Source organism: Melaminivora jejuensis (genome assembly GCF_017811175.1).
Classification (GTDB): Bacteria; Pseudomonadota; Gammaproteobacteria; order Burkholderiales; family Burkholderiaceae_C; genus Melaminivora; species Melaminivora jejuensis.
On the sequence record NZ_JACWIJ010000002.1, the window covers coordinates 1938833 to 1965480 of the forward strand.

General features: G+C 67.9%; 25 protein-coding genes. 15 read left to right on the forward strand and 10 right to left on the reverse strand.

Annotation, left to right across the window (positions count from 1 at the left end; all coding sequences use genetic code 11):
• The first annotated feature begins 58 nt into the window (after nt 1-58).
• A complete protein-coding gene (locus IDM45_RS09185) occupies nt 59-583 on the forward strand; it encodes an FKBP-type peptidyl-prolyl cis-trans isomerase (protein WP_209422570.1) in 525 nt (174 codons plus the stop codon).
• A 30-nt stretch (nt 584-613) separates the two neighbouring features.
• Here the strand turns inward: IDM45_RS09185 and IDM45_RS09190 are convergent, their stop codons facing one another.
• From IDM45_RS09190 to coaBC, 3 genes are all read right to left on the reverse strand, one after another.
• A complete protein-coding gene (locus IDM45_RS09190; RefSeq protein WP_209422571.1) occupies nt 614-1099 on the reverse strand; it encodes an outer membrane lipoprotein in 486 nt (161 codons plus the stop codon).
• A 205-nt stretch (nt 1100-1304) separates the two neighbouring features.
• Complete coding sequence (gene dut / locus IDM45_RS09195; RefSeq protein ID WP_209422572.1) at nt 1305-1751, reverse strand: dUTP diphosphatase; 447 nt, start codon at nt 1749-1751, stop codon at nt 1305-1307.
• Nucleotides 1748-2974: a bifunctional phosphopantothenoylcysteine decarboxylase/phosphopantothenate--cysteine ligase CoaBC gene (gene coaBC, locus IDM45_RS09200; RefSeq protein WP_209422573.1), complete on the reverse strand. Its 1227-nt coding sequence runs from the start codon at nt 2972-2974 to the stop codon at nt 1748-1750. Before coaBC ends, dut begins: the two co-directional genes overlap by 4 nt.
• Nucleotides 2975-3164: 190 nt before the next feature.
• On the opposite strand from coaBC, the gene IDM45_RS09205 reads away from it, so the two are divergent.
• From IDM45_RS09205 to ftsB, 5 genes are all read left to right on the forward strand, one after another.
• Entirely contained in the window at nt 3165-4832 is a 1668-nt protein-coding gene (locus tag IDM45_RS09205; protein WP_209422574.1) for a CTP synthase, read from the forward strand.
• Nucleotides 4833-4857: 25 nt separating this feature from the next.
• A complete protein-coding gene (kdsA, locus tag IDM45_RS09210) occupies nt 4858-5715 on the forward strand; it encodes a 3-deoxy-8-phosphooctulonate synthase (RefSeq protein WP_209422575.1) in 858 nt (285 codons plus the stop codon).
• A gap of 4 nt (nt 5716-5719) precedes the next feature.
• Nucleotides 5720-6010 carry a DUF1330 domain-containing protein gene (locus tag IDM45_RS09215; RefSeq protein ID WP_209422576.1) on the forward strand — a complete coding sequence of 97 codons (291 nt, stop codon included), beginning with the start codon at nt 5720-5722 and terminating at the stop codon, nt 6008-6010.
• A 162-nt stretch (nt 6011-6172) separates the two neighbouring features.
• Nucleotides 6173-7459 carry a phosphopyruvate hydratase gene (gene eno / locus IDM45_RS09220; protein WP_209422577.1) on the forward strand — a complete coding sequence of 429 codons (1287 nt, stop codon included), beginning with the start codon at nt 6173-6175 and terminating at the stop codon, nt 7457-7459.
• Nucleotides 7460-7526: 67 nt separating this feature from the next.
• Nucleotides 7527-7814: a cell division protein FtsB gene (gene ftsB, locus IDM45_RS09225; protein ID WP_209422578.1), complete on the forward strand. Its 288-nt coding sequence runs from the start codon at nt 7527-7529 to the stop codon at nt 7812-7814.
• A gap of 91 nt (nt 7815-7905) precedes the next feature.
• Here the strand turns inward: ftsB and IDM45_RS09230 are convergent, their stop codons facing one another.
• From IDM45_RS09230 to IDM45_RS09240, 3 genes are read right to left on the reverse strand one after another with little or no spacing between them, the layout of a single operon-like run.
• Nucleotides 7906-9687 (reverse strand): acetyl/propionyl/methylcrotonyl-CoA carboxylase subunit alpha, encoded by a 1782-nt coding sequence (locus IDM45_RS09230; RefSeq protein ID WP_209422579.1) that lies wholly within the window; start codon nt 9685-9687, stop codon nt 7906-7908.
• Between the two features lie 33 nt (nt 9688-9720).
• On the reverse strand, nt 9721-11391 hold the full coding sequence (locus IDM45_RS09235) for a 5-oxoprolinase subunit B/C family protein (RefSeq protein WP_408631677.1): 1671 nt from the start codon (nt 11389-11391) through the stop codon (nt 9721-9723).
• A gap of 13 nt (nt 11392-11404) precedes the next feature.
• Nucleotides 11405-12163 (reverse strand): LamB/YcsF family protein, encoded by a 759-nt coding sequence (locus tag IDM45_RS09240; protein ID WP_209424065.1) that lies wholly within the window; start codon nt 12161-12163, stop codon nt 11405-11407.
• A gap of 121 nt (nt 12164-12284) precedes the next feature.
• Here IDM45_RS09240 and IDM45_RS09245 point away from each other — a divergent pair, with 121 nt between their 5' ends.
• From IDM45_RS09245 to IDM45_RS09260, 4 genes are all read left to right on the forward strand, one after another.
• Nucleotides 12285-12956 (forward strand): GntR family transcriptional regulator, encoded by a 672-nt coding sequence (locus tag IDM45_RS09245; RefSeq protein WP_209422581.1) that lies wholly within the window; start codon nt 12285-12287, stop codon nt 12954-12956.
• Between the two features lie 264 nt (nt 12957-13220).
• On the forward strand, nt 13221-14204 hold the full coding sequence (locus IDM45_RS09250; protein WP_209422582.1) for a TRAP transporter substrate-binding protein: 984 nt from the start codon (nt 13221-13223) through the stop codon (nt 14202-14204).
• 117 nt (nt 14205-14321) lie between these two features.
• Nucleotides 14322-14828, forward strand: coding sequence for a TRAP transporter small permease (locus IDM45_RS09255; RefSeq protein WP_209422583.1), 507 nt, complete (start codon nt 14322-14324; stop codon nt 14826-14828).
• Nucleotides 14821-16116: a TRAP transporter large permease gene (locus tag IDM45_RS09260; RefSeq protein ID WP_209422584.1), complete on the forward strand. Its 1296-nt coding sequence runs from the start codon at nt 14821-14823 to the stop codon at nt 16114-16116. Before IDM45_RS09255 ends, IDM45_RS09260 begins: the two co-directional genes overlap by 8 nt.
• 74 nt (nt 16117-16190) lie before the next feature.
• Here IDM45_RS09260 and hslO read toward each other — a convergent pair whose 3' ends face one another.
• Together hslO and IDM45_RS09270 are read right to left on the reverse strand one after the other, a co-directional pair.
• Nucleotides 16191-17177: an Hsp33 family molecular chaperone HslO gene (hslO, locus tag IDM45_RS09265; protein ID WP_209422585.1), complete on the reverse strand. Its 987-nt coding sequence runs from the start codon at nt 17175-17177 to the stop codon at nt 16191-16193.
• 58 nt (nt 17178-17235) lie between these two features.
• Entirely contained in the window at nt 17236-17760 is a 525-nt protein-coding gene (locus IDM45_RS09270) for a gamma carbonic anhydrase family protein (protein WP_209422586.1), read from the reverse strand.
• A gap of 50 nt (nt 17761-17810) precedes the next feature.
• Here IDM45_RS09270 and IDM45_RS09275 point away from each other — a divergent pair, with 50 nt between their 5' ends.
• From IDM45_RS09275 to IDM45_RS09285, 3 genes are all read left to right on the forward strand, one after another.
• A complete protein-coding gene (locus tag IDM45_RS09275; protein ID WP_209422587.1) occupies nt 17811-18611 on the forward strand; it encodes a ferritin-like domain-containing protein in 801 nt (266 codons plus the stop codon).
• 87 nt (nt 18612-18698) lie between these two features.
• A complete protein-coding gene (locus tag IDM45_RS09280; RefSeq protein ID WP_232654099.1) occupies nt 18699-19937 on the forward strand; it encodes an EAL and HDOD domain-containing protein in 1239 nt (412 codons plus the stop codon).
• Between the two features lie 41 nt (nt 19938-19978).
• Nucleotides 19979-21250, forward strand: a complete 1272-nt coding sequence (locus tag IDM45_RS09285; RefSeq protein ID WP_209422588.1) for an EAL and HDOD domain-containing protein — start codon at nt 19979-19981, stop codon at nt 21248-21250.
• Nucleotides 21251-21265: 15 nt separating this feature from the next.
• Here the strand turns inward: IDM45_RS09285 and xerD are convergent, their stop codons facing one another.
• Complete coding sequence (gene xerD / locus IDM45_RS09290) at nt 21266-22186, reverse strand: site-specific tyrosine recombinase XerD (protein WP_209422589.1); 921 nt, start codon at nt 22184-22186, stop codon at nt 21266-21268.
• A gap of 63 nt (nt 22187-22249) precedes the next feature.
• On the reverse strand, nt 22250-23320 hold the full coding sequence (locus tag IDM45_RS09295) for an RNA-guided endonuclease InsQ/TnpB family protein (protein WP_267912108.1): 1071 nt from the start codon (nt 23318-23320) through the stop codon (nt 22250-22252).
• Nucleotides 23321-23556: 236 nt separating this feature from the next.
• Here IDM45_RS09295 and IDM45_RS09300 point away from each other — a divergent pair, with 236 nt between their 5' ends.
• Nucleotides 23557-24513 carry a TAXI family TRAP transporter solute-binding subunit gene (locus tag IDM45_RS09300; RefSeq protein ID WP_209422590.1) on the forward strand — a complete coding sequence of 319 codons (957 nt, stop codon included), beginning with the start codon at nt 23557-23559 and terminating at the stop codon, nt 24511-24513.
• Nucleotides 24514-24589: 76 nt separating this feature from the next.
• Nucleotides 24590-26638 (forward strand): TRAP transporter permease, encoded by a 2049-nt coding sequence (locus IDM45_RS09305; RefSeq protein WP_209422591.1) that lies wholly within the window; start codon nt 24590-24592, stop codon nt 26636-26638.
• The last annotated feature ends 10 nt before the right edge of the window (nt 26639-26648 follow it).

The window sequence follows — 26648 nt, forward strand, 5'->3', positions numbered from 1 at the left end:
GGCGTGCCGAAGGAGAAAGGGAGAGAGGAAGAGAGATGGGAACTGCGACAATTCTCTTATGGAAATCAATGAACACTGCGTAGTGGCGCTGACCTGGGTGCTCAAGGACACGCTGGGCGAAGAACTGGACGTGCTGCACGAGCCAGTGGAATTCATGGTCGGCGGCGACGACCTGCTGGAGCGCATCGAGCAGGCCTTGCAGGGCCACGAGGTAGGCGCCGAGCTGTCACTGCACCTGGAGCCTGAGGACGCCTTTGGCGACTATGACGGGCAATTGCTGTTTCTGGAGGCACGCGCGCTGTTCCCGCAAGAGCTGGAAGAAGGCATGACCTTCGAGGGCTCGGCACTGCCCGAGGGCGTCAGCGCCCAGGCGCCGCGCGATGCGCTCTACACCGTGGCGCAGATCTACCCCGAGCATGTGGTGCTGGACGGCAACCACCCGCTGGCCGGCATGGCGCTGCGGCTGCAGCTCAGGGTTCACGGCGTGCGCGAGGCCAGCGAAGAAGAAGCCGAGCGCCGCTCGGCTGGCGCGGGCTTCTTTCGCATCCAGCCCATGGCGCCCGGCAGCGACGCCCGGCACTGAGGCGCCGCCAGGCGGTCACCCCAGCGCAGCTCAGATGCGCGAGATCTGGCCGTTGTACAGCCGCACCCGATCGCCCGGGCGCAGATCGCCGGGGTTGGGCACGTCATAGACGCGCTGGCCGCCCCGGTCGAGGCGGATGATGATGCGGTAGCCGTCGTAGCCGCCGCGATCGCCGCTACCCTCGATGGCGTTGCCGGCCACGGCGCCGCCCACGGCGCCGATGGCCGTGGCGGCAACGCGCCCGCCTCCCTTGCCGACCTGGTTGCCCAGCACGCCGCCGACCACTGCGCCCAGCACGGCGCCAGCGCCCGAGGTGCGCCCACGATCCTGCAGGACTTCGATGTTGGAGACCACGCCGAACTCGGTCGTCCGGTCGTCATAGGTGGGGGCGGTCTGCACCGGCTGGCCCGAGTAGTACGGGCGGTCGGAGTAGCGCGGCGAGCTGGCGCAGGCGGCCAGGGAGCCAGCCAGCACGACGGTGCTGGTCAGGGCAGCGAGACGGGAATATTGACGCATGGCATCGCTCCTTGTAGCTGTGATGAAAAAGAAAACTGTGCAGTATTCGGCCCGGGGCGGCCAGATACGGACGGCGCGGCCAGAGGGGAATTGCAGCAGATGGCGGCCTGCCAGTCGGCCAGCAGTGCGGCGCAGCGCCTGTAGTTCGGGCCAGCGACAAGGCGTCGGCGTGGACTGACGCCACCGGCCCTCAAGGCAAGCCGTCTCAATGCTGCCCGGTCGAGCCATAGCCGCGCTCGCCGCGCTGGCTGGCGGCAAACTCCTGCACCACCTGGAACTGCGCCTGCACCACCGGCACGACGACCAGTTGCGCCAGCCGCTCCAGCGGCTGCAGGGTATAGGCCGTGCTGCTGCGGTTCCAGCAGCTCACCATGAGCTGGCCCTGGTAGTCGCTGTCGATCAGGCCGACCAGGTTGCCCAGCACGATGCCGTGCTTGTGGCCCAGGCCGGAGCGCGGCAGGATCAGCGCCGCATGGCCGGGATCCTTGATATGGATGGCCAGGCCGGTGGGCACCAGTTCCCAGGCGTTGGGTGCCAGGGTCAGCGGCGCGTCCAGGCAGGCGCGCAAGTCCAGGCCGGCGCTGCCCGGCGTGGCGTAGGCGGGCAATTGCTGCGCCATGCGCGCATCGAGAATCTTGACGTCTATCTTCATGCGCCGCGAGTGTGCCGCAGCCGCGCGGCGATGTCCGCCACCAGCTGGCGCGCCAGCTCGATCTTGGAGGCGCGCGGCAGCTCGCGGTGGCCGCCTGCGTCCACCAGCAGCAGGGCGTTGTCGTCCTGGCCGAAGGTGTCCGGGCCGATGTTGCCCACCAGCAGCGGTACGCCCTTGCGTGCGCGCTTGGCGGCCGCGTGCTCCAGCAGGTTCTCGCTCTCGGCGGCAAAGCCCACGCAGTACAGCTGGCCGCTTTGCGCGCGCGCCGAGGCCGCCACGCTGGCCAGGATGTCCGGGTTCTCGACGAAGGCCAGCGTCGGCACCTGGCCGGAGCCGTCCTTCTTGATCTTGTGCTCGGCACTGCTGGCCGGGCGCCAGTCGGCCACTGCCGCAGTCGCTATGAAAATACTAGCTTTCTGCGCTTGACTGGTAACGGTTTCAAGCATTTTTCTTGCTGAATCGACAGGAATGCGCCGCACCCCGCGCGGCGTCGGCAGATGCACCGGGCCGGACACCAGCGTGACCTCCGCGCCGGCCTGGCGTGCAGCGCGGGCGATGGCAAAGCCCATCTTGCCGCTGGACAGGTTGGTGATGCCGCGCACCGGGTCGATGGCTTCAAACGTCGGGCCGGCGGTGATCAGCACCTGCTCGCCGGCCAGCAGCTTGGGCGTGAAGAAGGCTGCCAGCTCCTCCATGATCTCGGCAGGCTCCAGCATCCGGCCATCGCCCGTCTCGCCGCAGGCCTGCTCGCCGCAGCCCACGCCCAGCACAGCGGCGCCGTCGCGCGCCACCTGCGCCAGGTTGCGCTGCGTGGCCGGGTGCGCCCACATCTCGCGGTTCATGGCCGGCGCCAGCAGCAGCGGCACCCGCTCGATGGGCCGCGCCAGGCACAGCAGGCTGAGCAGCTCGTCGCAGCGGCCCTGCGCCAGGCGGGCCAGAAAATCGGCGCTGCACGGCGCGATCAGCACCGCGTCGGCCTCGCGCGAGAGGTTGATGTGCGCCATGTTGTTGGCCTCGCGCGCATCCCACTGCGAGCCATAGACCGCGCGGCCCGACAGCGCCTGCATGGTCACCGGCGTGATGAACTGCTCGGCCGCCTCGGTCATGACGACCTGGACGCTGGCGCCGGCCTTGGCCAGCAGCCGTACCAGTTCAGCCGATTTGTAACAGGCGATGCCGCCACTCAACCCCAGCACCAGGTGCTTGCCAGCCAGTATTTGCATCGGGGCAATGTAGCAGAGGCTGCCGGCAGGGCCGGACGGCGGCAAGGTAAAATTGCCGGCTTTTGCACGGGTGGCTGCCAGCTCAGGGCCACCTGCCCACTGCACAGCAGCACCTGCGGCGCTGGCAGGATCAGCCCCCGGCTCCCTGGCACCCGGTCTGACCTGCCCGCTCCGCTCCACGATCAATGGCATGACCAAATTCGTCTTCGTCACCGGCGGTGTGGTGTCTTCCCTGGGCAAGGGAATCGCCTCCGCCTCGCTTGCCGCGATCCTCGAATCGCGCGGCCTCAAAGTCACCCTCATCAAGCTCGACCCCTACATCAACGTCGATCCGGGCACCATGAGCCCCTTCCAGCATGGCGAGGTGTTCGTGACCGACGACGGCGCCGAGACCGACCTGGATCTGGGCCACTACGAGCGCTTCATCGAAACGCGCATGAAGCAGGCCAACAACTTCACCACCGGCCGCATCTACCAGTCGGTGCTGGAAAAGGAGCGCCGCGGCGACTACCTGGGCAAGACCGTGCAGGTCATTCCGCACGTGACCAACGAGATCCAGGAATACATCAGGCGCGGCGCCGGCATCGGCACGCCGGACGCGGTCGATGTGGCGATCTGCGAGGTCGGCGGCACGGTGGGCGACATCGAGTCCCTGCCCTTTCTGGAGGCCGTGCGCCAGCTGTCCCTGAAGCTCGGGCCGAACAACTCGGCCTTCGTCCACCTGACCTACCTGCCCTGGATAGAAACCGCTGGCGAACTCAAGACCAAGCCCACCCAGCACACGGTGCAGAAGCTGCGCGAGATCGGCATCCAGCCCGACGCCCTGCTGTGCCGCGCGCTGCACGCCGTGCCCGCCGAGGAAAAGGGCAAGATCTCGCTGTTCACCAACGTGCCCGAATGGGGCGTGATCAGCATGTGGGACGTGGACAACATCTACAAGGTGCCGCGCATGTTGCACGAGCAGGGCCTGGACGGCCTGATCTGCGACAAACTGCGCCTGAACACGCCGCCGGCCAACTTGAAGCGCTGGGACGACCTGGTACACGAGTGCGAGCACCTGGCCGGCGAGATCAGCATCGCCATGGTCGGCAAGTACACCGAGCTGTCGGACGCCTACAAGTCGGTCAACGAAGCGCTCAAGCACGCCGGCCTGCAAAACCATGTCCGCGTGAAGATCACGCACATGGACTCGGAGGCCATCACCGACGCCAACGCTGCCGAGCAGCTGGGGCGCTTCGACGCCATCCTGGTGCCCGGCGGCTTCGGTTCGCGCGGCGTGGAGGGCAAGATCAGCACCGCCCGCTACGCGCGCGAGCAGCGCGTGCCCTACCTGGGCATCTGCCTGGGGATGCAGGTGGCGACCATCGAATATGCGCGCCATGTGGCCGGCCTGGCCGGGGCCAACTCCACGGAGTTCGACCAGGGCTGCCCGCATCCGGTGATTGCCCTGATCACCGAATGGAAGAACGAGGATGGCCGCGTGATGACGCGCGACGAGCACTCCGACCTGGGCGGCACCATGCGCCTGGGCGCGCAGACCTCCAACGTCCAGCCCGGCACGCTGGCGCACCGCATCTATGGCGACACCGCCACCGAGCGCCACCGCCACCGCTACGAGGCCAACGTGCAGTACCTCGATCGCCTGCGCGCCGCCGGCCTGGTGATTTCGGCGCAGACCCAGCGCGAGCAACTCACCGAGATCGTCGAGTTGCCGCAGGACGTGCACCCGTGGTACATGGGCGTGCAGTTCCACCCCGAGTTCAAGTCCACGCCGTGGGACGGCCACCCGCTGTTCAACGACTTCGTGCGCGCCGCCGTGCAGCGCCACCAGCAGGCCGGCGCGGCAGCCAGCGCCTGAGCCGGCACCAACCAGGACATCCGACATGCAACTGTGCGGCTTCCCCGTCGGCCTCAAGCACCCCTTCTTCCTGATCGCCGGCCCCTGCGTGGTCGAATCCGAGCAGCTGCAGCTGGACGTGGCCGGCCAGCTCAAGGACATCACCGCCTCGCTGGGCATCCCCTTCATCTTCAAGAGCAGCTTCGATAAGGCCAACCGCAGCTCGGGCACCAGCTTTCGCGGCCCGGGCATGGAGCGCGGCCTGGAGATCCTGGCCCGGGTGAAAAAAGACATCGGCGTGCCGGTGCTGACCGACGTGCATACCGAGGCCGAAGTGCCCCACGTGGCAGCGGTGGTGGACGTGCTGCAGACGCCGGCTTTTCTGTGCCGCCAGACCGACTTCATCCGCGCCGTGGCGCAATCGGGCAAGCCGGTCAACATCAAGAAGGGCCAGTTCCTGGCGCCCGGCGACATGAAGAACGTGATCGACAAGGCCCGTGCCGCCGCACGCGAGGCCGGTCTGTCCGAAGACCGCTTCATGGCCTGCGAACGCGGTGCGAGCTTCGGCTACAACAACCTGGTCAGCGACATGCGCAGCCTGGTCATCATGCGGGACTCGGGCGCACCCGTGGTGTTCGACGCCACGCACAGCGTGCAACTGCCCGGCGGCCAGGGCACGAGCAGCGGCGGGATGCGCGAGATGGTGCCACCGCTGGCGCGCGCCGCCGTCGCCGTGGGCGTGGCCGGGCTGTTTATGGAAACCCACCCCGACCCGTGCAACGCCCTGTCCGACGGGCCCAACGCCGTGCCACTGCGGCACATGCGCGCGCTGCTGGCCAGCCTGGTGCAGCTCGATGCCGTGGCCAAGAAAAGCGGCTTTCTGGAAAACGACTTTGGAGCCTGACGCCATGCCCGCCGGATACATCATTGCCTCGGTCAGCGTGACCAACCCGCAGCAATACGAGGAGTACAAGCGCTGGAGCACCGAGGCCATCCGCACGCACGGCGCCGAAGTCTGCGTGCGCGGCGGCAAGGTCGAGGTGCTGGAGGGTGACTGGAACCCGCAGCGCACCGTGATCCTGAAGTTCGCCAGCTTCGAGGCCGCACTGGCCTTCCACGACTCGCCCGAATACCGCAAGGCGCGCGCCGCCCGCGAGGGCGCGGCCATCATGCACATGGTCTGCGTCGAGGGCGTCTGAGGGCGTCGGGGGACATGCGGGGACATTCGACAGCCCCGAATTCACTCCTTCATTGATAGCTGGAATCGCTTGCCCCACAAGGGTTTGCGCCATATTTCATACAAAATACAGCCGCTTTTCTTGCTGCGGCGCAACGGTTTTCATACTCCCTGGAGAATCACCATGAGTGCCATTGTTGACATCGTAGGCCGCGAAATCCTGGACAGCCGCGGCAATCCCACCGTCGAATGCGACGTGCTGCTCGAATCGGGCGTCATGGGCCGCGCTGCCGTGCCCAGCGGCGCCTCCACCGGCTCGCGCGAGGCCATCGAGCTGCGCGACGGCGACAAGGGCCGCTACCTGGGCAAGGGCGTGCTCAAGGCCGTCGAGCACATCAACACCGAAATCTCCGAGGCCGTGCTGGGCCTGGACGCTGCCGAGCAAGCCTTCCTGGACAAGACGCTGATCGACCTGGACGGCACGGACAACAAGAGCCGCCTGGGCGCCAACGCCATGCTGGCCGTGTCCATGGCCGTGGCCCGCGCCGCCGCCGAGGAAGCCGGCCTGCCTTTGTATCGCTACTTCGGCGGCATGGGCGGCTGCCAGCTGCCGGTGCCGATGATGAACGTCATCAACGGCGGCGCGCACGCCAACAACAGCCTGGACTTGCAGGAGTTCATGATCGTGCCGGTGGGCGCGCCGAGCTTTCGCGAGGCGCTGCGCTGGGGCGCCGAGGTCTTCCATGCGCTCAAGAAGATCATCGACGGGCGCGGCATGAGCACAGCAGTGGGCGACGAGGGCGGCTTTGCCCCCAGCGTGGACAGCCACGAAGCGGCCATCCAGCTCATCCTGGAAGCCATCGACGCCGCCGGCTACACGGCAGGCGAGCAGATCGTGCTGGCCCTGGACTGCGCCGCCAGCGAGTTCTATCGTGACGGCAAGTACGTGCTGGCCGGCGAAGGCGGCGTGCAGCTCACGGCCCAGCAGTGGACTGACATGCTGGCCACCTGGTGCGACAAATACCCCATCATCAGCATCGAGGACGGGATGCACGAGGGCGACTGGGACGGCTGGAAGCTGCTGACCGAGCGCCTGGGCAGCAAGGTGCAGCTGGTCGGCGACGACCTGTTCGTGACCAACACCCGCATCCTCAAGGAAGGCATCGACCAGGCAATAGCCAACTCCATCCTGATCAAGATCAACCAGATCGGCACTTTGAGCGAGACCTTCGCCGCCATCGAGATGGCCAAGCGCGCCGGCTACACCGCCGTCATCAGCCACCGCTCGGGCGAGACCGAGGACTCGACGATTGCCGACATCGCCGTGGGCCTGAACGCCGGCCAGATCAAGACTGGTTCCCTGAGCCGCTCGGATCGCATCGCCAAGTACAACCAGTTGCTGCGCATCGAGGAAGACCTGGGCGACGTGGCGCAGTACCCAGGCCGCGCTGCCTTCTACAACCTGCGCTGACGCGCAGCCAGGCGCCTTGCTGCCCTCCTGCCCTCCCGCCCACTTGGCTTGACCGCTCACTGCACCCGTGGCCACACGCACTGTCGCGCTCTTGCTGCTCCTGTTGCTGCTGGGCATTCACATGCAGCTGTGGCAGGGGCGCGGCAGCATTCCGCAGGTGCGCGAGATGCGCAGCCAGCTGGCGGCCCAGCAGGCCGCCAATGCCCGGGCGCGCCAGGACAACGAGCGCCTGGCCGCCGAGGTGCAGGATTTGCGCGAGGGCCTGGAAATGGTCGAGGAGCGCGCCCGCACCGAGCTGGGCATGGTGCGCCAGGGTGAGATCTACGTCCAGGTCATGCCGGTGGCGCCGCGTTGAGGAAGGTCGAGCGTTTGGCGGGGGGCGTTGGGCGCTGGGCGTGAATGCCCACAAACACGCAGAACGCTCAGCGTTCAACGCACAACCGCCCTCACCCCCCGGCCTGCGCGCCCGCCGCCTGGATGCGCGCCAGGCTCTGGCCAGCCTGCAGCGCGCTGCCGACTTCGGCCAGGCATTGCAGGATGCCGGCCTGCGGGGCGGCCACCGATGTCTCCATCTTCATCGCTTCCAGCACGGCAATCACCTCGCCGGCCTGCACGGCGTCGCCGCTGTGCCGGTGCCAGGCCACAAGGGTGCCGGCCAGGGGTGCCAATACCTCGCCCGGCGCAGCGGCAGCCCTCGGCGCCTGGGCCGGCGTCCCGGATGCGCCGCTCCCACCTCTTGCGCCACCCTCCTGGCCGGATACGCCAGCCAGCACCAGCCCCGCCGGCAACCCCAGTGCCACCCGCCGGCCATCGATTTCGATGAAGGTGCGCAGCAGCGGCGCAGCCTCCTCTGGCCCGGGCCGGGCGGCAGGCTCCAGGTGCGCCGCCAGCTCGGTCTCGATCCAGCGCGTGTGGACGGCAAAGCCATCCTCGGCGGTGAAGGCCGCCTCCTGCAGCACCGCCCGGTGGAAGGGCAGCACCGTGGCCACGCCTTCGATGTGAAATTCGCGCAGCGCCCGGCGCGCCCGCGCCAACGCCTGCTCGCGCGTCGCCCCGGTCACGATCAGCTTGGCCAGCAGCGAGTCGAACACGCCCGGCACGCTGCTGCCCGCGGCCACCCCGCTGTCCAGGCGCACGCCCGGGCCGCTGGGCGCATCGAAGCGCGTGATGCGCCCGGGCGTGGGCAGGTAGCCACGTCCCGGGTCTTCGGCGTTGATGCGAAATTCGATGCTGTGGCCGCGCGCCGGCGGGGTCTGCGTCCAGGGCAGCGGCAGACCGTCGGCAATGCGCAACTGCTCCAGCACCAGATCGACACCGGTGGTCTCCTCGGTCACCGGGTGCTCGACCTGCAGCCGGGTGTTGACCTCCAGGAAGGAAATCTGCCCGTTGCAGCCAAGCAGGAATTCCACCGTGCCGGCGCTCTCGTAGCCGGCAGCGGCGCAGATGGCGCGCGCCGACTCGTGGATCTGCTGGCGCTGCTGCTCGCTCAGGAAAGGCGCGGGCGCCTCTTCCACCAGCTTTTGGTTGCGCCGCTGCAGCGAGCAGTCGCGCGTGCCCAGCACTAGCACCTGGCCATGCCGGTCGGCCAGCACCTGGGCTTCGATATGGCGCGGGCGATCCAGGAACTGCTCGACATAGCACTCGCCGCGCCCGAAGGCCGCCGTGGCCTCGCGCACGGCGGATTCGTACAGTTCGGCCACCTCGTCCATGTGCCAGGCGACCTTCAGCCCCCGGCCACCGCCGCCGTGCGCCGCCTTGATGGCCACGGGCAGGCCGTGGGCGCGGGCAAAGGCCAGCACCTCATCGGCGCCTTGCACCGGGCCGGGCGTGCCGGCCACCAGGGGCGCGCCCACCTGCCGGGCGATGCGCCGCGCCGCCACCTTGTCGCCCAGGGCTTCGATGGCGGCAGGCGGCGGGCCGATCCAGACCAGGCCGGCAGCCTGCACGGCGCGGGCGAACTCGGCGCGCTCGGACAGAAAGCCGTAGCCGGGATGCACGGCATCGGCGCCGCTGCGCCGCGCGATGTCCAGCAGCTTGCCCATGTCCAGATAGGTCTCGGCGGGGCGCAGGCCCTGCAGCGCCCAGGCCTCGTCGGCGGCCTGTACGTGCAGGGCCTCGGCGTCCGGGTCGGCATAGACGGCGACCGAGCGCACGCCGTAGTCCCGGCAGGCGCGCGCGATGCGCACGGCGATCTCGCCGCGATTGGCGATCAAGATTTTGCGAAGCATGGCAGGCGTCCTTGTGGTTTTTTCGGGGTGTCTTCAGGCTGCCGGGGCAAACGGCGCAATCACGCGCAAGCGCAGCCGGCAGCCCACCGGGGTCTGCGCCGCCAGCGCCAGATGGTGGCTGGCCACCACGGCAATCACCGGGTAGCCCCCGGTCAGCGGATGGTCGGCCAGGAACAGCACGGGCTGGCCGTCGGCCGGCACCTGGATGGCGCCCGTGACCGTGCCCTCGCTGGGCAGCTCCTGCGGGCGGCTGCGCGCCAGCGGCTGCTGGCCGTGCAGGCGCATACCGACGCGGCTCGAACGCGGGGTGACCAGCCAGTCCTGCTCCTGCAGCAGCGCCAGCGCCTCGGGTGTGAACCAGTCGGTGCGCGGGCCGAGCAGCACGTCTAGCACCACGGCATCGCCCGCCCGGGGCCAATTGGGCAGGGCAGACGCGGGCGCCGGCTCCTGCACGGCGCGCAAGGCCTGCTGCGGCACGCCAGCGCCCACGGCCAGGCGTTGGCCGGCCTGCAGCGCTGGCGGGCCAATCTGCGCCAGCGTGTCGCTGGCACAGCTGCCCAGCACCGGCGCCACCTGCCAGCCGCCGCGCACGGCGACATAGCTGCGCACACCAGCCTCGGGCGCGGCCACGCTCAGCAGGTCGCCATCGTCGAGCGCAAGCGCCGTGTGGCTGGCCACAGGCCACTGCCGCCCATCGGCTGCCTGCAGCGTGAGCGCCACGCGCGCGCCGGTGACGGCCAGCGTCGTGCGGCCCTGGCTGCGCAGCTGCAGGCCGCCCAGCAGGCTCTCCAGCACGGCCTGATCGACCGGGTTGCCCACCAGGCGGTTGGCCAGGCGCATGGCCGGCGCATCCAGCGCCCCGGAGGGCGAGACGCCCAGCCCGGCCAGGCCGTGGCGGCCCGCGTCCTGCACCAGGGTCTGCAGGCCGGTAGCTACTATTTCAATAGCTGCTATCGCTTTCTGGTATTGGGTTTGAGGCGTTTTTGACTCAAAATCCTGGGCATTTTCCACATCTCCGGCCCCTTGTGCAGTGCGGCTGGGCAGACCAGGCAGGCTGATGTGCCGGCCCGCGCTGCACGCATTGCGAAACTGCACCCGAAAGCCCGGTTGCACATAGGCCGGCTCGGCGCGCTGCAGATCCCACATGGGCACTTCGGTCACGCCGATGAGCTGCCAGCCGCCCGGGCTGGCGCCGGGATAGACGGCGCTGAAATCCCCGGCCAGCGCCACCGAGCCGGCGGGCACCCGCACGCGCGGCGAGGCCCGGCGCGGCAACTGAAAGCAGGGATGGCCACCGGTCAGATAGACGAAGCCCGGGGCAAAGCCGGCAAAGGCCGCCTGCCAGGGCTGGGCGGTGTGGCGCTCCATGACCTCGGCCACGCTGATGCCCAGCAGCTCGGCCACCTCGGGCAAATCCGCGCCGTCGTAGCGCACCGGGATCTCCACCAGCCGCCCGGGCGCGCCGGCATACGCCTGGCCGCCAGCTGCCACCTGCGCGGCGCGCGTGCGCAGCGCCGCCATCAGCTCGGGCAGCGCAACGAGGGCCTGGCGGTCGTAGTAGACCAGCAGGGTGCGGGCAGCAGGCACGACTTCACACACGCCCGGCAAGGGCTGGGCGCTGAGTGCGCGGTGCAGCGCCAGGGTATGCGCCAGATCGGGCAATTCGAGCAGCACGGCGCCATCGCCGGCGGGCAGGAAACGCATGGACATTGCCAGCTCAGTCGGCAAAGGAGCGCAGCGCCACACCGGCCTGCGCCAGCCGCGCACGGATGCGGCGTGCCATCTCCAGCGCACCGGGGCTGTCGCCGTGGACGCAGATGGAGTCGGCCTGCACGCGCACGCTGCGCCCGCTGATGGCTTCGATCTCGCCGCTTTGCACCAGCCGCAACATGCGCTCGGCCACGGCCTCGGCGTCGTGCAGCACGGCCCCGCCGTGGCGGCGCGCGACCAGGGTGCCGTCATCGTTGTAGGCCCGATCGGCAAAGGCCTCGGTCACCACGCGCAGGCCGCGTGCGCGCGCCCACTCGACCAGGGGCGAGCCGGCCAGCGCCATCAGCGCCAGGCTGGCGTCCACCGCCAGCACGGCGCTGATGACGTCATCGGCCTGGCGCCGGTCGTGGGCGATGGTGTTGTACAGGGCGCCGTGCGGCTTGACGTAGCGCACCTGCGTGCCGGCCGCTGCCGCCAGGCCCTGCAGCGCGCCGATCTGGTAGATCACGTCGGCCACCAGCTCGGCGCTGCCCGGCTCCATGTTGCGCCGCCCGAAGCCGACCAGGTCGCGGTAGCCCACATGCGCGCCCACCGCCACGCCGCGCTGCGCCGCCGCGCGCAGGGTCTGCAAGATGCCGGCAGGGTCGCCCGCGTGGAAGCCGCAGGCCACGTTGGCGCTGGTCACGATGTCCAGCATGGCGGCATCGTCGCCCATGCGCCAGGGGCCGAAGCTCTCGCCCAGGTCGCTGTTGATGTCCATGGTGATGTCCATTCGCTGCTCCGTTTTCACAAAAATCGGCATGATTGCTCAACAATCATGCCGCCAGCCTGTTCCGTCCGGCCCGCCTCAGCCGCTCCTGTCTGCAACTCCACTGCACGCCCACGCCATGCAATCCCGGCATTTTTCGACCCGTACCGAGGCCACCAGCCTGGCCGATACGGTCGCCGACACCATCCGCCAGCAGCTCATCCACGGCCAGTTGCGCGCCGGCCAGCATCTGTCCGAAGCGGCGCTGAGCCAGCAGCTCGACATCTCGCGCAACACCTTGCGCGAGGTGTTCCGCATCCTGATCAAGGAGGGGCTGCTGCACCATGAACCCAACCGGGGCGTGTCGGTGGTCGTACCCTCGATGGCCGACATCATCGACATCTACCGCGTGCGCCGGCTCATCGAGTGCCAGTCGCTGAAGAAGGCCTGGCCGCTGCACCCGGCGCACAAGCGTATGCGCCAGACCGTTGAGGAGGCCAGTGCCGCACGCGAGGCACGCGACTGGCTGCGCGTGGGTTCGGCCAACATGGCTTTTCACGCCGCCATCGTGGCGCTGAGCGACAGCGAACGCCTGTCGGCCATGTTCGAGGACATCTGCGCCGAGCTGCGCCTGGCTTTTGGCCTGCTCGACGACCCCGAGTACCTGCACGCGCCCTACGTGGACTACAACGCGCGGCTGCTGCAGCTGTTCATGGACGGCCAGACGGCCGAGGCCGCGCGCGAACTGGAGGCCTACCTGGTGCAGTCCGAGCGTATGGTGCTGGCGGTCTATGCCAGGCAGGTGCAGTGAGGGGTCTGGTGCCACGGTGGCGATGAGGAAAGAGCGAAAAGAGCAAAAAAAGCCTTGTCGCTTGTTTTGTTGAACAAAATACCTAGTCTAGAGGTACAACAATAAGCTACATCACCCACAATAAATTTTTATTGTTGAAAACCCCAATGGCGATTGCGGGGCGAGACTGCTAACTTCCAGCCGTCCGCACTCCGCCAGCACGGAGCGGCGTCGCAAGCGGCGTCCACCGGCGGCGGCTCTCGACCCACCCTCCGGAGACTTTTCATGAAGCGTCGCATCCTCCTCAGCGCCACCGCAGTTCTGGCCGCCGCCGGTTTCGCGAGCGGGGCATCCGCCCAGACCAAGTGGGACTTCGCCACCGCCTACCCGGCGTTCAACTTCCACTCCAAGAACAACGAGCAGTTCGTCAAGGACGTCGAGGCAGCCACCAGCGGCGCTCTCAAGATCACTCCGCACTTCGGTGCCTCGCTGTTCAAGATGCCCGACATCAAGCGCGCGGTGCAGACCGGCAATGCGCACATGGGCGAGTTCTTCATGGTCAGCTTCCAAAACGAGCTGCCCCTGTTCGGCGCCGACGGCCTGCCCTTCCTGGCCGCCGACTACGACGATGCCTTCAGGCTCTACCAGGCACAAAAGCCGCAGATGCAAAAGCTGCTGGACAAGCAGGGCCAGATCCTGCTGTACGCCGTGGCCTGGCCGCCGCAAGGCATCTACACCAAGAAACCCATCAACTCGGCCGCTGACCTCAAGGGCATGAAGTGGCGCGTGTATTCGCCCACCACGGCGCGCATCGGCGAGCTGGTGGGCGCGCAGCCCGTGACCATTCAGGAGGCCGAGCTGTCGCAGGCCCTGGCCACCGGCGTGATCGAAGGATTGATCACCTCCAGCGCCACCGGCGCGGACAACAAGCTGTTCGAGAACCTGAAGTACTACTACAACGTCCAGGCCTGGATCCCCAAGAACGCCGTGGTGGTCAACAAGAAGGCCTTCAACGCTCTGGACAAGGCGCAGCAGGACGCCGTGCTCAAGGCCGCCGCCGCTGCCGAGGAGCGCGGCTGGAAGGCTTCGCGCGAGGTCGATGCACGCGCGCTCGACACCCTGCGCCAGGGCGGCATGCAGGTCGAGCAGCCCTCGGCCCAGCTCAAGGCCGACCTGGCCCGGGTGGGTGACACCGTCATCAAGGAATGGCAGGACAAGGCCGGCGCCGAGGGCAAGGCGCTGCTCGACAGCTTCAAGGCCAGCAAGTAAGCAGGCGGCTCACCGCATCCGGACTTCTGGCCCGGCGCGCACCCGCCAGGCCTGGCTCTGGCGGCCTCGACGTGCCCGACCGCCGCCCCGGATGGCTGCCGTCGAGGAAAAACTCCCATGCGCAAGCTGCTCGACAGTCTCTACTCCGCCAGCGCCTGGCTGGCCGGCCTGTTCATGATCGGCGTACTGCTGATGGTGCTCCTGACCATCTTCAGCCGCCTGCTGGGCTTTTCTGCCCCGGGCACCGACGCCTATGCCGGCTACGCCATGGCCGGCGCCGGCTTCATGGCCCTGGCCAGCACCCTGAAAAAGGGCGAACACATCCGCGTGACCCTGCTGCTGGGCGCGCTCAAGGGCGGCGCCCACCGGGCTCTGGAAGTGGCGGCGCTGGCCATTGCCGTGGCGCTGTCGGGTTTCCTGGCCTTTTACTCATCGCGCCTGGTGTGGCAGTCCTGGGAGATCGATGACGTCTCGATGGGCATGGACGCCACGCCGCTGTGGATTCCGCAGCTGTTCATGGCCCTGGGCACGCTGGTGTTCTTCATCGCCTTTTGCGACGAGCTGATACTGGAGCTGCTGGGCCGGCGCCAGCCGCGCGTCGTGGAGGATGCACACCATGAGTGAGATCACCGCCAGCATTGCGCTGATCGTGGTGCTGCTGGCCCTGCTGGGCGGCGGCGTATGGGTGGGGCTGACGCTGGCTGGCGTAGCCTGGTTCGGCATGGAGTTCTTCACCGCGCGCGCCGCAGGCGACGCCATGGCCATGACCATCTGGAGTGCATCGAGTTCGTGGACGCTTACGGCGCTGCCGCTGTTCGTGTGGATGGGCGAGATCCTGTACCGTACCAACCTGTCCGAGAGCATGTTCCGCGGGCTGGCGCCGTGGGTGAACGCCCTGCCCGGGCGGCTTTTGCACACCAACGTCATCGGCTGCACCATCTTTGCTGCAGTGTCGGGTTCGTCGGCCGCGACCTGTGCCACGGTGGGCAAAATGAACCTGCCGGAACTGCAAAAGCGCGGCTACCCGACCGCGCAGATCATCGGCTCGCTGGGTGGGCCGGCCACGCTGGGCCTGCTGATCCCGCCCTCCATCATCCTGATCGTCTATGGCGTCTCGGCCGAGCTGTCGATCTCCAAGCTGTTCATGGCCGGCGTGCTGCCGGGGCTGATGCTGGCGCTGATGTTCAGCGGCTGGATCGTCGGCTGGGCGCTGCTCCACCCGGACAAGGTGCCGGCCTCGGACGCACGGCTGACGTTGGCCCAGAAACTGCACGAGGCGCGCCACCTGATCCCGGTGGTGCTGCTGATCGGCAGCGTGATTGCCAGCATCTACACCGGCATCGCCACCGCCACCGAGGCCGCAGCCATCGGCGTGGCCGGCGCGCTGATCCTGTCGGCTGCGCAGCGCTCGCTCACCTGGGACAGCTTCAAGGCAGCGCTGCTGGGCGCCACGCGGCTGTACTGCATGATTGCGCTGATCCTGTCGGGAGCGGCCTTCATGACGCTGGCCATGGGCTACATCGGCCTGCCGCGCCAGCTGGCCGAGTTCGTCGGCGGCCTGGGCCTGTCGCCGGGCATGCTGATCGTCGTGCTGGGCATCTTCTACGTGCTGATCGGCTGCTTTCTGGACGGCATCTCCGCCATCGTGCTGACCGTGAGCGTAGTGCTGCCCATCATCCAGGCGGCGGGCATCGACCCGCTGTGGTTCGGCATCTTCCTGGTCATCACCGTGGAGACGGCGCAGATCACCCCGCCGGTGGGCTTCAACCTGTTCGTGCTGCAAGGCATGACGGGCCGCCAGATCACCTACATCGCCCGGGTCTGCGCGCCGTATTTCATGCTGATGGTGCTGGCGCTGACCATCTTGTGGCTCTTCCCGGCCATCGTCACCGCACTGCCCGCCAACATGTGAGCCCGGCGCAGCACGCCAGCTGCAGCCAAGAAGCGCCCGGCAGCCGTGCCGCAGCGCTCTTTTTTGGGGTCTTCTCACTGCATCCCGGAGGGCGCGGGCGGCTGCTTTTCCGGCTCGGTGAACAGCCGGGCCGCATCCACCCGGTCGAAGTGGTACTGGCGGCCACAGAAGTCGCAGCCCACCTCGACGTTGCTGCGCTCGTCCAGGATGGATTGCACCTCGGCCTGGCCCAGGTTGCGCAGCATGGCGGCCACGCGCTCGCGCGAGCAGGTGCAGGCAAAGTGCGGGCCGCTGGCGCCCTGCTGCGGCTCGAAGCGCAGCAGGCGCTCCTCCCAGAACAGGCGGTGCAAGATGGTGTGTACGTCCAGCGTCAGCAGCTCCTGGCGCGTCAGGCTGGCCGCCAGCGTGGCGATGCGCCGGTAGTCTTCCTCGTGCTGCGCGCGCTGCTCATCGCTGCCCAGGCCAGTGCCGGCCAGATTGCCCTCGCCCTGCACCGGCATACGCTGGATCAGCAGGCCGGCGGCCACCTGGTCGTTGGCCGCCAGCACCAGCGTGGCATCGAGCTGCTCGGACTGGCGCATGTACTGCATCAGCACCTGGGACAGATCGGGCAGCGCCTCGCCTGCGGCATCGTTGAGCGGCACCACGCCCTGGTAGGGCTGCTGGCCGGGCAGGCGATCCTGCGGATCGAGCGTGATGGCGCAGCGGCCCTGGCCGCCGATGTTGACCAGCTCGGGCAGGCGCGCGGCGGCAGGCACTTCGCCGCTGATGGTGGCGGTGGCGCGCAGGCCCAGGCTGGAGCGCACCTCGGCCACGGCCAGCTTGACCGGGCCGTCGCCAAAGACCTGCAGGATCAGCGCGCCGTTGAACTTGATGTGCGACTGCATGAGCACGCCGGCGGCGGCCATCTCGCCCAGCAGCTCGGCCACCGGCGGCGGGTAGGCGCCGGTCTCGCTGTTGCCGGCGCGCCGGGAGAGCAGCTCGACCCAGGCATCGGTCAGGCGCACGATGGCGCCGCGCACCGGCAGGCCGTCAAACAGGAATTTGTGCAGTTCGGACACGGAAGGTGATCCCTTTTCTTGGCAGTTGCGCGCCAGATCGGCGCAGGGCCGGGCCTCTTCAGCCGATCTGGCGCAGCGTGGCGCGAAAGCGCCGCGCGTTGTCGATGTAGTGCTGGGCACTCTGGCGAATGGCCGCCATCTGCTCGGGCGTGAGCTGGCGCACCGCCTTGGCCGGGCTGCCCAGGATCATCGAGCCGTCGGGGAACTCCTTGCCCTCGGTGACCAGCGCGCCCGCGCCCACGAGGCAGTTGCGGCCTATCCTGGCGCCATTCAAGACCACGGCGCCGATGCCGATCAGCGATTCGTCGCCGATGGTGCAGCCGTGCAGCATGACCTGGTGGCCGATGGTGACGTGGCGCCCGATGACCAGCGGCTGGCCGAAGTCGGCATGCAGCACGCTGGCGTCCTGCACGTTGGAGCCGGCGCCGATGGCAATGCTCTCGCAGTCGCCGCGCACCACAGCGCCGAACCAGACACTGGCGTCGCCCTCCAGGCGGACGTTGCCCATGACCTGGGCACTGTCGGCCACCCAGGCGCTGTCTGCCAGCTGCGGCGCCACGCCGTCGAGTTCGTAGATTGCCATCGGATGCTGCCTTTCATGCGGGGGTTGGCGGGAAAAATACAATTGTAGGGATGGAGCTTCGCCAACACGCCCTGCACATCCTGCAACTCACCGATCCAGAGGAAAAATCGACTCTAACCGTTGCCCTGCAAGCGCAGGCAGCTAGTATTTCGATAGCTGAAAAAGCTGTTTACACCCCCATCCAGGCGCTGCCCGGGCACCCGGTGCGGCCCGAATTGCTGGCGCACACGGCCGTTGCCCGGCGCTCGCCGGCCACGGCCCTGGGCCGCGCGGCGCTGATCCACGCCATCGCCCACATCGAATTCAACGCCATCAACCTGGCGCTGGACGCCATCTGGCGCTTTGCCGACATGCCGCGCCAGTTCTACCTGGACTGGCTGCAGGTGGCCGCCGAGGAGGCCAGGCACTTTCGCCTGCTGCGCGACCATCTGCGCGCGCACCTGGGCCACGACTACGGCGACTTCCCGGCGCACCAGGGCCTGTGGGCCATGTGCGAGAAGACGGCGCATGACATCGTGGCGCGCATGGCGCTGGTGCCGCGCACGCTGGAGGCGCGCGGCCTGGACGCGACACCGCTGATCCAGCACAAGCTGCGCCGCGTCGGCACGCCCGACGCGCTGGCCGCCGTGGACATCCTGGACACCATCTTGCGTGAGGAGATTGGCCACGTGGCCATCGGCAACCATTGGTTTGGCTGGCTGTGCGCCCGGCGCGGCCTGGAGCCGCTGGCGCACTACGCCTGGCTGGCGCAGCACTACGAGGCGCCGCGCCCCAAGCCGCCGATCAATGCCGAGGCACGCCGCGCTGCCGGCTTCAGCCAGGCCGAGCTGGCTTGGCTGGACAACGGTTGAGCCCGGGCCTGCATTCCCTACAATGGCCCTCCGCCCTGCCTTGCTCAGCCCTGCTGCGACGCCCCGCGTCCCCTGCCTCCAGGTTTCATGCTCTCCCAGTCTTCCCCTGCCGCCTCGGGCCGCCCCGGCGCCATGATTGCGCGCCAGGCCATAGTCAATGGCCAGGAGGCGGTCATCGGCTACGAGCTGTTCGACCGCTCGCGCTCCCCGCACACGGCTGCCAGCGACATGATGCTGGTGTTCACCGCCCTGTCGCATGTCGGCATCGACGAGCTGGTCGGCCCGACGCTGCTGTTCGTCAACTGCACCCACGAGAGCCTGTCCGGCGGGCATCTCGACCTGGTCGATCCGGACAAGGTGGTGCTGGAGATCCCGCCGCTGGGCCATGTCGCGGCCTCCGAGGTGCGTGCGCGCCTGACCATCCTGAGCAGCCTGCGCGAGCGCGGCTTCAGCCTGGCCTTCAACCACACGGTGCTGGAGTCGGCCTATGCGCCCTGGCTGCCGCTGGCCGACTACATCAAGCTGGACATGTCGGTGCTGGCTGCCGACCAGGCCAGCGTGCTCATCAGCTACGCCAGCCGGCACAGCCGCGCCGAGCTGATTGCCGAAAAGATCGAATCCGCCCAGCAGTACGACATGGTGTCGTCGCTGGGCGTGCAGATGTTCCAGGGCTTCTGGTTTTCCCGCCCGACCCTGGTGCAGGCGCGCGTGCTCACACCCTCGCAGGCCATCACGGTGCAGCTGCTCAACGTGCTGCGCAGCCAGGCCGGCGCCGACGCCATCGAGGAGGTGCTGAAAAAGGACGCCAGCCTGTCCTTCAGCCTGCTGCGCCTGATCAACTCGGCCAGCCTGGGCATGACACGCGAGGTGTCTTCGCTGCGCCAGGCGGTCATGCTGCTGGGCCTCAAGCGGCTGTTTCGCTGGGCAGCGCTGCTGCTGACGGCGGTGCGCAGCGCCGGCACGCCGCCCGCCGTGGCCCAGACCGCCGTGGTGCGCGCCCGCCTGATGGAGTTGCTGGCGCTGCGCCTGGGCGACCAGGAAACGGCCGACGAGGCCTTTGTGGTGGGCCTGTTTTCCATGCTCGACCAGATGCTGGGGATGCCGCTGGCCGAAGCGCTGGGCCTGCTGAGCCTGCCAGCCAGCGTCACCGAGGCACTGCTGCAGCAAAGCGGCACCCACGGCAGACTGCTGGCCCTGGCCATCGCCTGCGAAAACGGCGACGAGCCCACCTTCACCCGGATGGCCCAGGCCCTGGCGCTGGACATCGGCCAGATCAACGCCGCACACCTGCAGGCGCTGACCTGGGCCGGGGTGGTCGGCCACTGACAGGGCCTGCCCTGCGCCGCCAGCTTTCAAATGTTTGTGCCATGACCGATATTGCGCCCCCTTCCCCCAGCTCCAGCGCCGAGCCTGCACACGACAGGCAGAACCTCATTGCCCGCCAGCCCATCCTGGACGACAAGCGCGCCGTGTTCGGCTACGAGCTGTTCGACCGCTCCACGGCGGCAGCGGCCCACACGGCGGCCAGCGATGCCGCGCTGCTGTTCAACGCCCTGTCCTATGCCGGCTCGGAAGCCCTGGTGGGGCGCAAGACCGTCTTCATCAACTGCACCCACGAAAGCCTCAAGGGGCCGCACCTGGAGCTGATCCACCCCGAGCGGGTGGTGCTCAAGGTGCAGACGCTGGGCGAGCAGGCCACGCCCGAGCAGATCGGGGAGTTGCTGCCGGTCTTCGAGAGCCTGCGCGCGCGCGGCTTTCGCCTGGCCTTCAACCAGGAGGTGCTGCGCCGCGCCTACGCCTCCTGGCTGCCGCAGGCAGCCTACATCAAGCTTGATCTGCTGGCCTTCAAGCCCGAGCTGGCCGAGCCGCTGATTAAGTTCGCCCGCTCCTACAGCGCAGCCGCCCTGGTGGCCGAGAAGGTGGAGACGGCCGAGCAGTACGAGCGCATGGCTGCCCTGGGCGTGCGCCTGTTCCAGGGCTACTGGTTCGCCCAGCCGACGGTCATCCAGGCGCAGACCATCCGGCCCTCGCAGGCCACCATCGTGCAGCTCATCAACATGGTGCGCCAGCAGGCCTCGCTGACCGAGATCGAGGAGCTGCTGAAGAAAGATCCGACGCTGTCGTTCAACCTGCTGCGCTTCATCAACTCCTCGGGTTTCGGCCTGTCGTGCGAGATCACCTCGTTTCGCCACGCCGTGATGATCCTGGGCCTGAAAAAACTCTTTCGCTGGGCCGCCCTGCTGCTGACCACTTCGCGCAACACCGGCTCGCCGCCCGCCGTGGGCCAGACCGCCGTGGTGCGCGGGCGCCTGATGGAGCTGCTGGCCGCCGAGCTGCTGCAGCCCGAGGACTGCGACAACGCCTTCGTCGCCGGCGTGTTCTCGCTGTTGGACGTGATGCTGGGCGTATCGCTGGAGCAGGCCTTCGAGTCCGTCGCCCTGCCCCAGCCGGTGGTCGATGCCGTGCTGCATGGCAAGGGCGTGCTGGCGCCCTTCCTGGAGCTCACGCGCGCCTGCGAAAGCGCCGACGAGGAGGCCTTTGCCCGCTGCGCCCAGGCGCTGCACCTGTCCAACCGGCAGGTCAACTGGGCACACCTGCAGGCGCTGGCCTGGGCCGAGAACCTCGACCAGGACGAATAGGGCTGGCCCTGCCCCTCAGCCACGCGGGTGGTGCCGGGCGTGCAGGACTTTGAGCCGCTCGCGCGCCACGTGCGTGTAGATGGTGGTGGTGGAAATGTCGGCATGTCCCAGCAGCAGCTGCACCACGCGCAGGTCGGCGCCGTGGTTGAGCAGATGCGTGGCAAAGGCGTGGCGCAGGGTGTGCGGCGACAGCGGCGCGCTGATGCCGGCCAGCAGGGCATAGTGCCGCACCAGCTTCCAGAACATGACCCGGCTCATGGCCGCTGCGCGGCGCGTGACGAACAGGTCATCGGTCTGGCGCGGCCCGAGCAGCTCGCCGCGCGCGCGCCGCAGATAGCGCTCCAGCCATTGCTGCGCTTCCTCGCCAAAGGGCACCAGGCGCTCGCGTGCGCCCTTGCCCATGACACGCAGCACCCCTTCGCCCAGGCTGACGTGCCAGGTCTTGAGCTCCACCAGCTCGCTCACGCGCAGGCCGCTGGCATACAGCAGCTCCAGCATGGCGCGGTCGCGCAGGCCCAGGGCAGTGTCCACATCCGGTGCGCGCAGCAGTTGCTCGACCTGCTGCTGCGTCAGGGTCTGCGGCACGCGCAGCGCCTGGCGCGCGGCCAGCAGGCGCACTGTGGGATCGGCGGTCAGCAGCCGCTCGCGCAGCGCCCAGGCATAAAAGCGCCGGAACACGGTCAGGCGGCGATTGGCAGTGGTGGCGCGGGTCTGGGCGTGCTGGTGGCTCAGATAGGCCTCCAGGTCGCTCTCCTGCACCTGCAGCAGGCCTTTTTCCCGCTGCGCCTGCCACTGCGCCAGCGCCCGCAGGTCGCCGCGGTAGGCTTGCAGCGTCAGGCGCGCCAAGCCATCCTCCAGCCACAGGGCGTCGATGAACTGGTCGATCAAGGAAGCATCGGGGGCAGGCGCAAGGGCCGCTTGGGACAGGGAACGCATGAATGCCTGAGGTGTATGGCAGTCTGCCGGCGGGACAGAACAACCCTTGACATCCTCCCCGCCCTAAAGCGCGGGGATTCCTTCTGCAAGACGGCGATGTCCCGCCGCGAGAATGTTCCTGGCCGCATTCACGTCGCGGTCGTGCGCCGCGCCGCAGTCGCTGCAAGTCCATTCTCTTATTCGCAGGCCTGCCCTACCTTTCGGACTGCTGGCGGGAATGTTCCCGCAGCACGAACAAGTCTGGGTGGTGTAGCTCTCGCCCACTACCTCCAAGACGATACCGGCCTGATGGCTCTTGTATTCCAACATCGTCTTTAATTTGGCCCAGCCCGCATCCAGCGTGCTCTTGGCCATCTTGGTTTTGACCAGCTTGGCGCCGGCCACGTCGCCCACGAAGATGGCGGCGTTGTTTTTCACCAGCCGCGTGCTGAACTGATGCAGCAGGTCTTTGCGCTGGTTGGCAATTTTTGCGTGGATGGCACGTACGCGCTGTTTTTTGTGTGCCCGCTGGGCGATGCCCAGCTGGCATTCGAGTCTGCGGTAAAAGCGCCCTTCGATGCGTTCGCCCGTGGAGGCCACCGCCGCCTCTTTCAGCCCCAGGTCGATACCGATACTGGCCGTGCCCGCGCTGGCCTTGGCCTGTACCTTGACGACGACATTCAAGTACCAGCGGCCCCGGCTGTCTTGGCTGAAGCTGCCTGCACGTAGCTCGTAATCCATCAGACCGTAGCTGTCCCAGAGGCTGAATTTCTGGCCGGCAAAGGCAATCTGCCCCGCTTTGTATTGCAAGGCCCGCGCCTTGAATGGAATCCAGCTCAGGCTGTGTTTGCTGCTTTGCGGGTTGGAGACACGCCAGCGCAGCTTGGCTTTCTTGAACTGCTTGCGGGCCTTGGCGTAGTACTCACACACCTGCTGCACGGTGGGCGAGCCGATGTGGATGCCCTCGCATTTGCTGAAGCCCTTGGTCAGCTTTTGCAGGTCGTAGCCCGATAGCCATTGGCGGCGCTCTCGTATGGCGCGGTGGCTGGTCTCGTCGCAGAAGTTCCAGACCTGATTGACCTCGCGCGCCATCGCGGCCAGCATCTTGCGGTGCTTGTCCTTGATGCGCAGGCGCAGGGTCTTGGTGCAATCCATGGCACAGATTATTCAATGGATGTAGCCCCACGGCGAGCACGATCAGGCACAGCCGCACAGCCCTCCTCAGGACGGCTGCGCCGTCCACGCTCTCAACCCCGGTAAACCCCGAAGCTTCCCGCGCCATGGGTGAAAACCCTGCTCGGGCTCCTGCAGGCCAGCCGCCCGCCAGCCAGCAGTTGCGTTATTCTGCCCCGCCACATCAGCAGCACACACGACATACAGGAGACTTCCACATGCGCTGGCTTCGTCAACTCGGACTCGGGCTCGGCCTGAGCGCCCTCCTCGCCACCTCGGGCGCACACGCGCAGCAGCAATTCGTCAACGTCCTGACCGGCGGCCAAAGCGGCGTGTACTACCCGCTGGGCGTGGCGCTGTCGCAGGTCTATGGCAAGACCATCCCGGGCGCCCGCGCCACGGCGCAGGTGACCAAGGCCTCGGCCGAGAACCTGAACCTGCTGCAGGCCGGCCGTGGCGAGCTGGCCTTCACCCTGGGCGATGCGCTATCGGACGCCTGGAAGGGCGATGCCGAAGCGGGCTTCCCGAAAAAGCTCGACAAGCTGCGCGGCCTGTCGGCCACCTACAACAACTACATCCAGATCGTCGCCAACGCCGATGCCGGCATCAAGACGCTGGCCGATCTCAAGGGCAAGCGCGTCTCGGTCGGCGCGGCGCGCTCGGGCACGGAGCTCAACGCCCGCGCCATCCTCAAGGCCGCCGGCCTGGACTACAAGGATCTGGGCAAGGTCGAGTACCTGCCCTTTGGCGAATCGGTGGAGTTGATCAAGAACCGCCAGCTCGACGCCACGCTGCAATCCGCCGGCCTGGGCGTGGCCTCCATCCGCGACCTGGCCACGGCGGTGAAGATCATCGTCGTGCCCGTGCCCGCCGAGACCGTGGCCAAGGTGGGCGACGCCGCCTACCAAAGCGCCATCATCCCTGCCGGCACCTACACCGGCCAGGCGGCGGACGTGCCCACGGCGGCGATTCCCAACTTCCTGGTCACGCACGCGGGCGTGCCCGACGAGCTGGCCTACCAGATGGCCAAGCAGCTCTACGAGAACCTGGAGACGCTGCACTCGGCACACAATGCCGCCAAGGCCATCCAGCGCGACAAGGCCATCCAGGGGATGCCGGTGCCGCTGCATCCGGGCGCCGAGCGCTACTACAAGGAAGTGGGCCTGATCAAGTAAGCCATTTCCCGTCAGATCCGGCCCCGACAAGGGGCCGTTTTCATTGCAGCAACAGCTGCCGCCCGGGCCAAGCACCATGACCATGAACGAGACACAGACCACTTCCAGCCGCAGCGGACTGCGCGGAGCCATCTTTGCGGTGGCCATCCTGTTTTCCAGCTACCAGTTGTGGATGGCGGCCTTCCACCCCCTGTCCAGCCAGGTCATCCGCGCCATCCACGTGGGCTTCGTGCTGCTGATGATCTTCATCCTGTTTCCGCCGCTGGAGCGGAGCAGCCCGGCAGCGCAGCGCTGGGGTCGGGTGCTGGGCAGGGCGCTGGGCCTGATCGGATTCGTCTTCAGCCTGTACCACTGGGTCTTCGAGGCCGACCTGACGGCGCGCGCCGGCGAGCTGGTCGCCATGGACTGGGTCATCGGCGTGACCCTGATCGCCCTGGTCTTCGAGGCCGCGCGGCGCGCCATGGGCTGGGGCCTGCCGCTCATCTGCGGCCTTTTCCTGCTCTACGGCCTATTCGGGCAGTACCTGCCGGGCATGTTGGCGCACCGGGGCTTCGGGCTCGATCAGATCGTCGGCACGCTGGCTTTCGGCACCGAGGGCATCTACGGCACGCCGACCTATGTGTCGTCCACCTACATCTTCCTGTTCATCCTGTTCGGCGCCTTTCTGGAGCAGGCCGGGATGATCAACCTGTTCAACGACTTCGCCCTGGGCACGGTGGGCCACACGCGCGGCGGGCCGGCCAAGGTGTCAGTGATCTCGTCGGCGCTGATGGGCACCATCAACGGCTCGGGCGTGGCCAACGTGGTGACGACGGGGCAGTTCACCATCCCGCTGATGAAGCGCTTCGGCTACGCCCCGGCCTTTGCCGGCGGCGTCGAGGCTACCGCCAGCATGGGCGGGCAAATCATGCCGCCCGTGATGGGAGCGGTGGCCTTCATCATGGCCGAGACCATCAACGTACCCTATGTGGACATCGTCAAGGCCGCCGTCATCCCGGCCATCCTGTACTTCTTCACCGCCTTCTGGATGGTGCATCTGGAGGCCGGGCGCAAGGGCCTCACCGGCCTGCCCAAGGAGGAATGCCCCAACCCCTGGACTGCCGTGCGCCTGCGCTGGTATTTGCTGCTGCCGCTGATTGGCCTGGTGACGCTGCTGTTTTCCGGCTACACGCCGATGTTCTCGGGCACCGTCGGCCTGGCGCTCACGGTGGTGCTGATCTTCGGCGCGGCTGTGGCCAGCGGCGTGCAGGGCACGCCGCTGCGCGTGCTGTTCTGGGTGCTGCTGGGCTTTGCCTGCGCGGGCTTCTTCTACTTCGGCGTGGGCACCTTCATCGTGGTCACCCTGCTGCTGGTGGCGCTGACCTACATCCGGCGCACCGGCGGCGACGCACGCCGCCTGGCCCTGGCCGCACTGGCCGACGGCGCACGCCACGCGCTGCCGGTAGCCATCGCCTGCGCGCTGGTGGGCGTCATCATCGGCATCATCAACCTCACGGGCGTGGCCGCCGAACTGGGCGGGCGCATCATCCTGATCGGCGAGAAAAGCCTGTTCCTGGCGCTGCTGCTGACCATGCTGACCTGCCTGGTGCTGGGCATGGGCATTCCGACCATTCCCAACTACATCATCACCAGCTCGCTGGCTGCGCCGGTACTGCTGCAGCTGGGCGTGCCGCTGATCGTCTCGCACATGTTCGTCTTCTACTTCGGCATCATGGCCGACCTGACGCCGCCCGTGGCCCTGGCAGCCTTTGCGGCGGCGCCGATCGCGCGCGAGAGCGGCCTGAAGATCGGCCTGCAGGCGGTGCGCATCGCCGTGGCCGGCTTCGTCGTGCCCTACATGGCCGTCTATAGCCCGGCACTGATGCTGCAGCAGGGCGACTGGCTAGACACCACCTGGGTGGTCTTCAAGGCGCTGGTGGCAGTGGCCATGTGGGGCGCAGGCGCCATCGGCTATCTGCTCGGGCCGCTGAACTGGGCCGAGCGCCTGATCGCCGTGGCAGCGGCCAGCCTGCTGGTGGTGGCGGCGCCGCTGACCGACGAGGTCGGCCTGGCCGCCGTGGCGCTGTTCCTGGCATGGCATGTGCGGCGCAGCCGGCGCCAGCACACCGCTGCGGCATCGACCTGAAGCGGCCTGA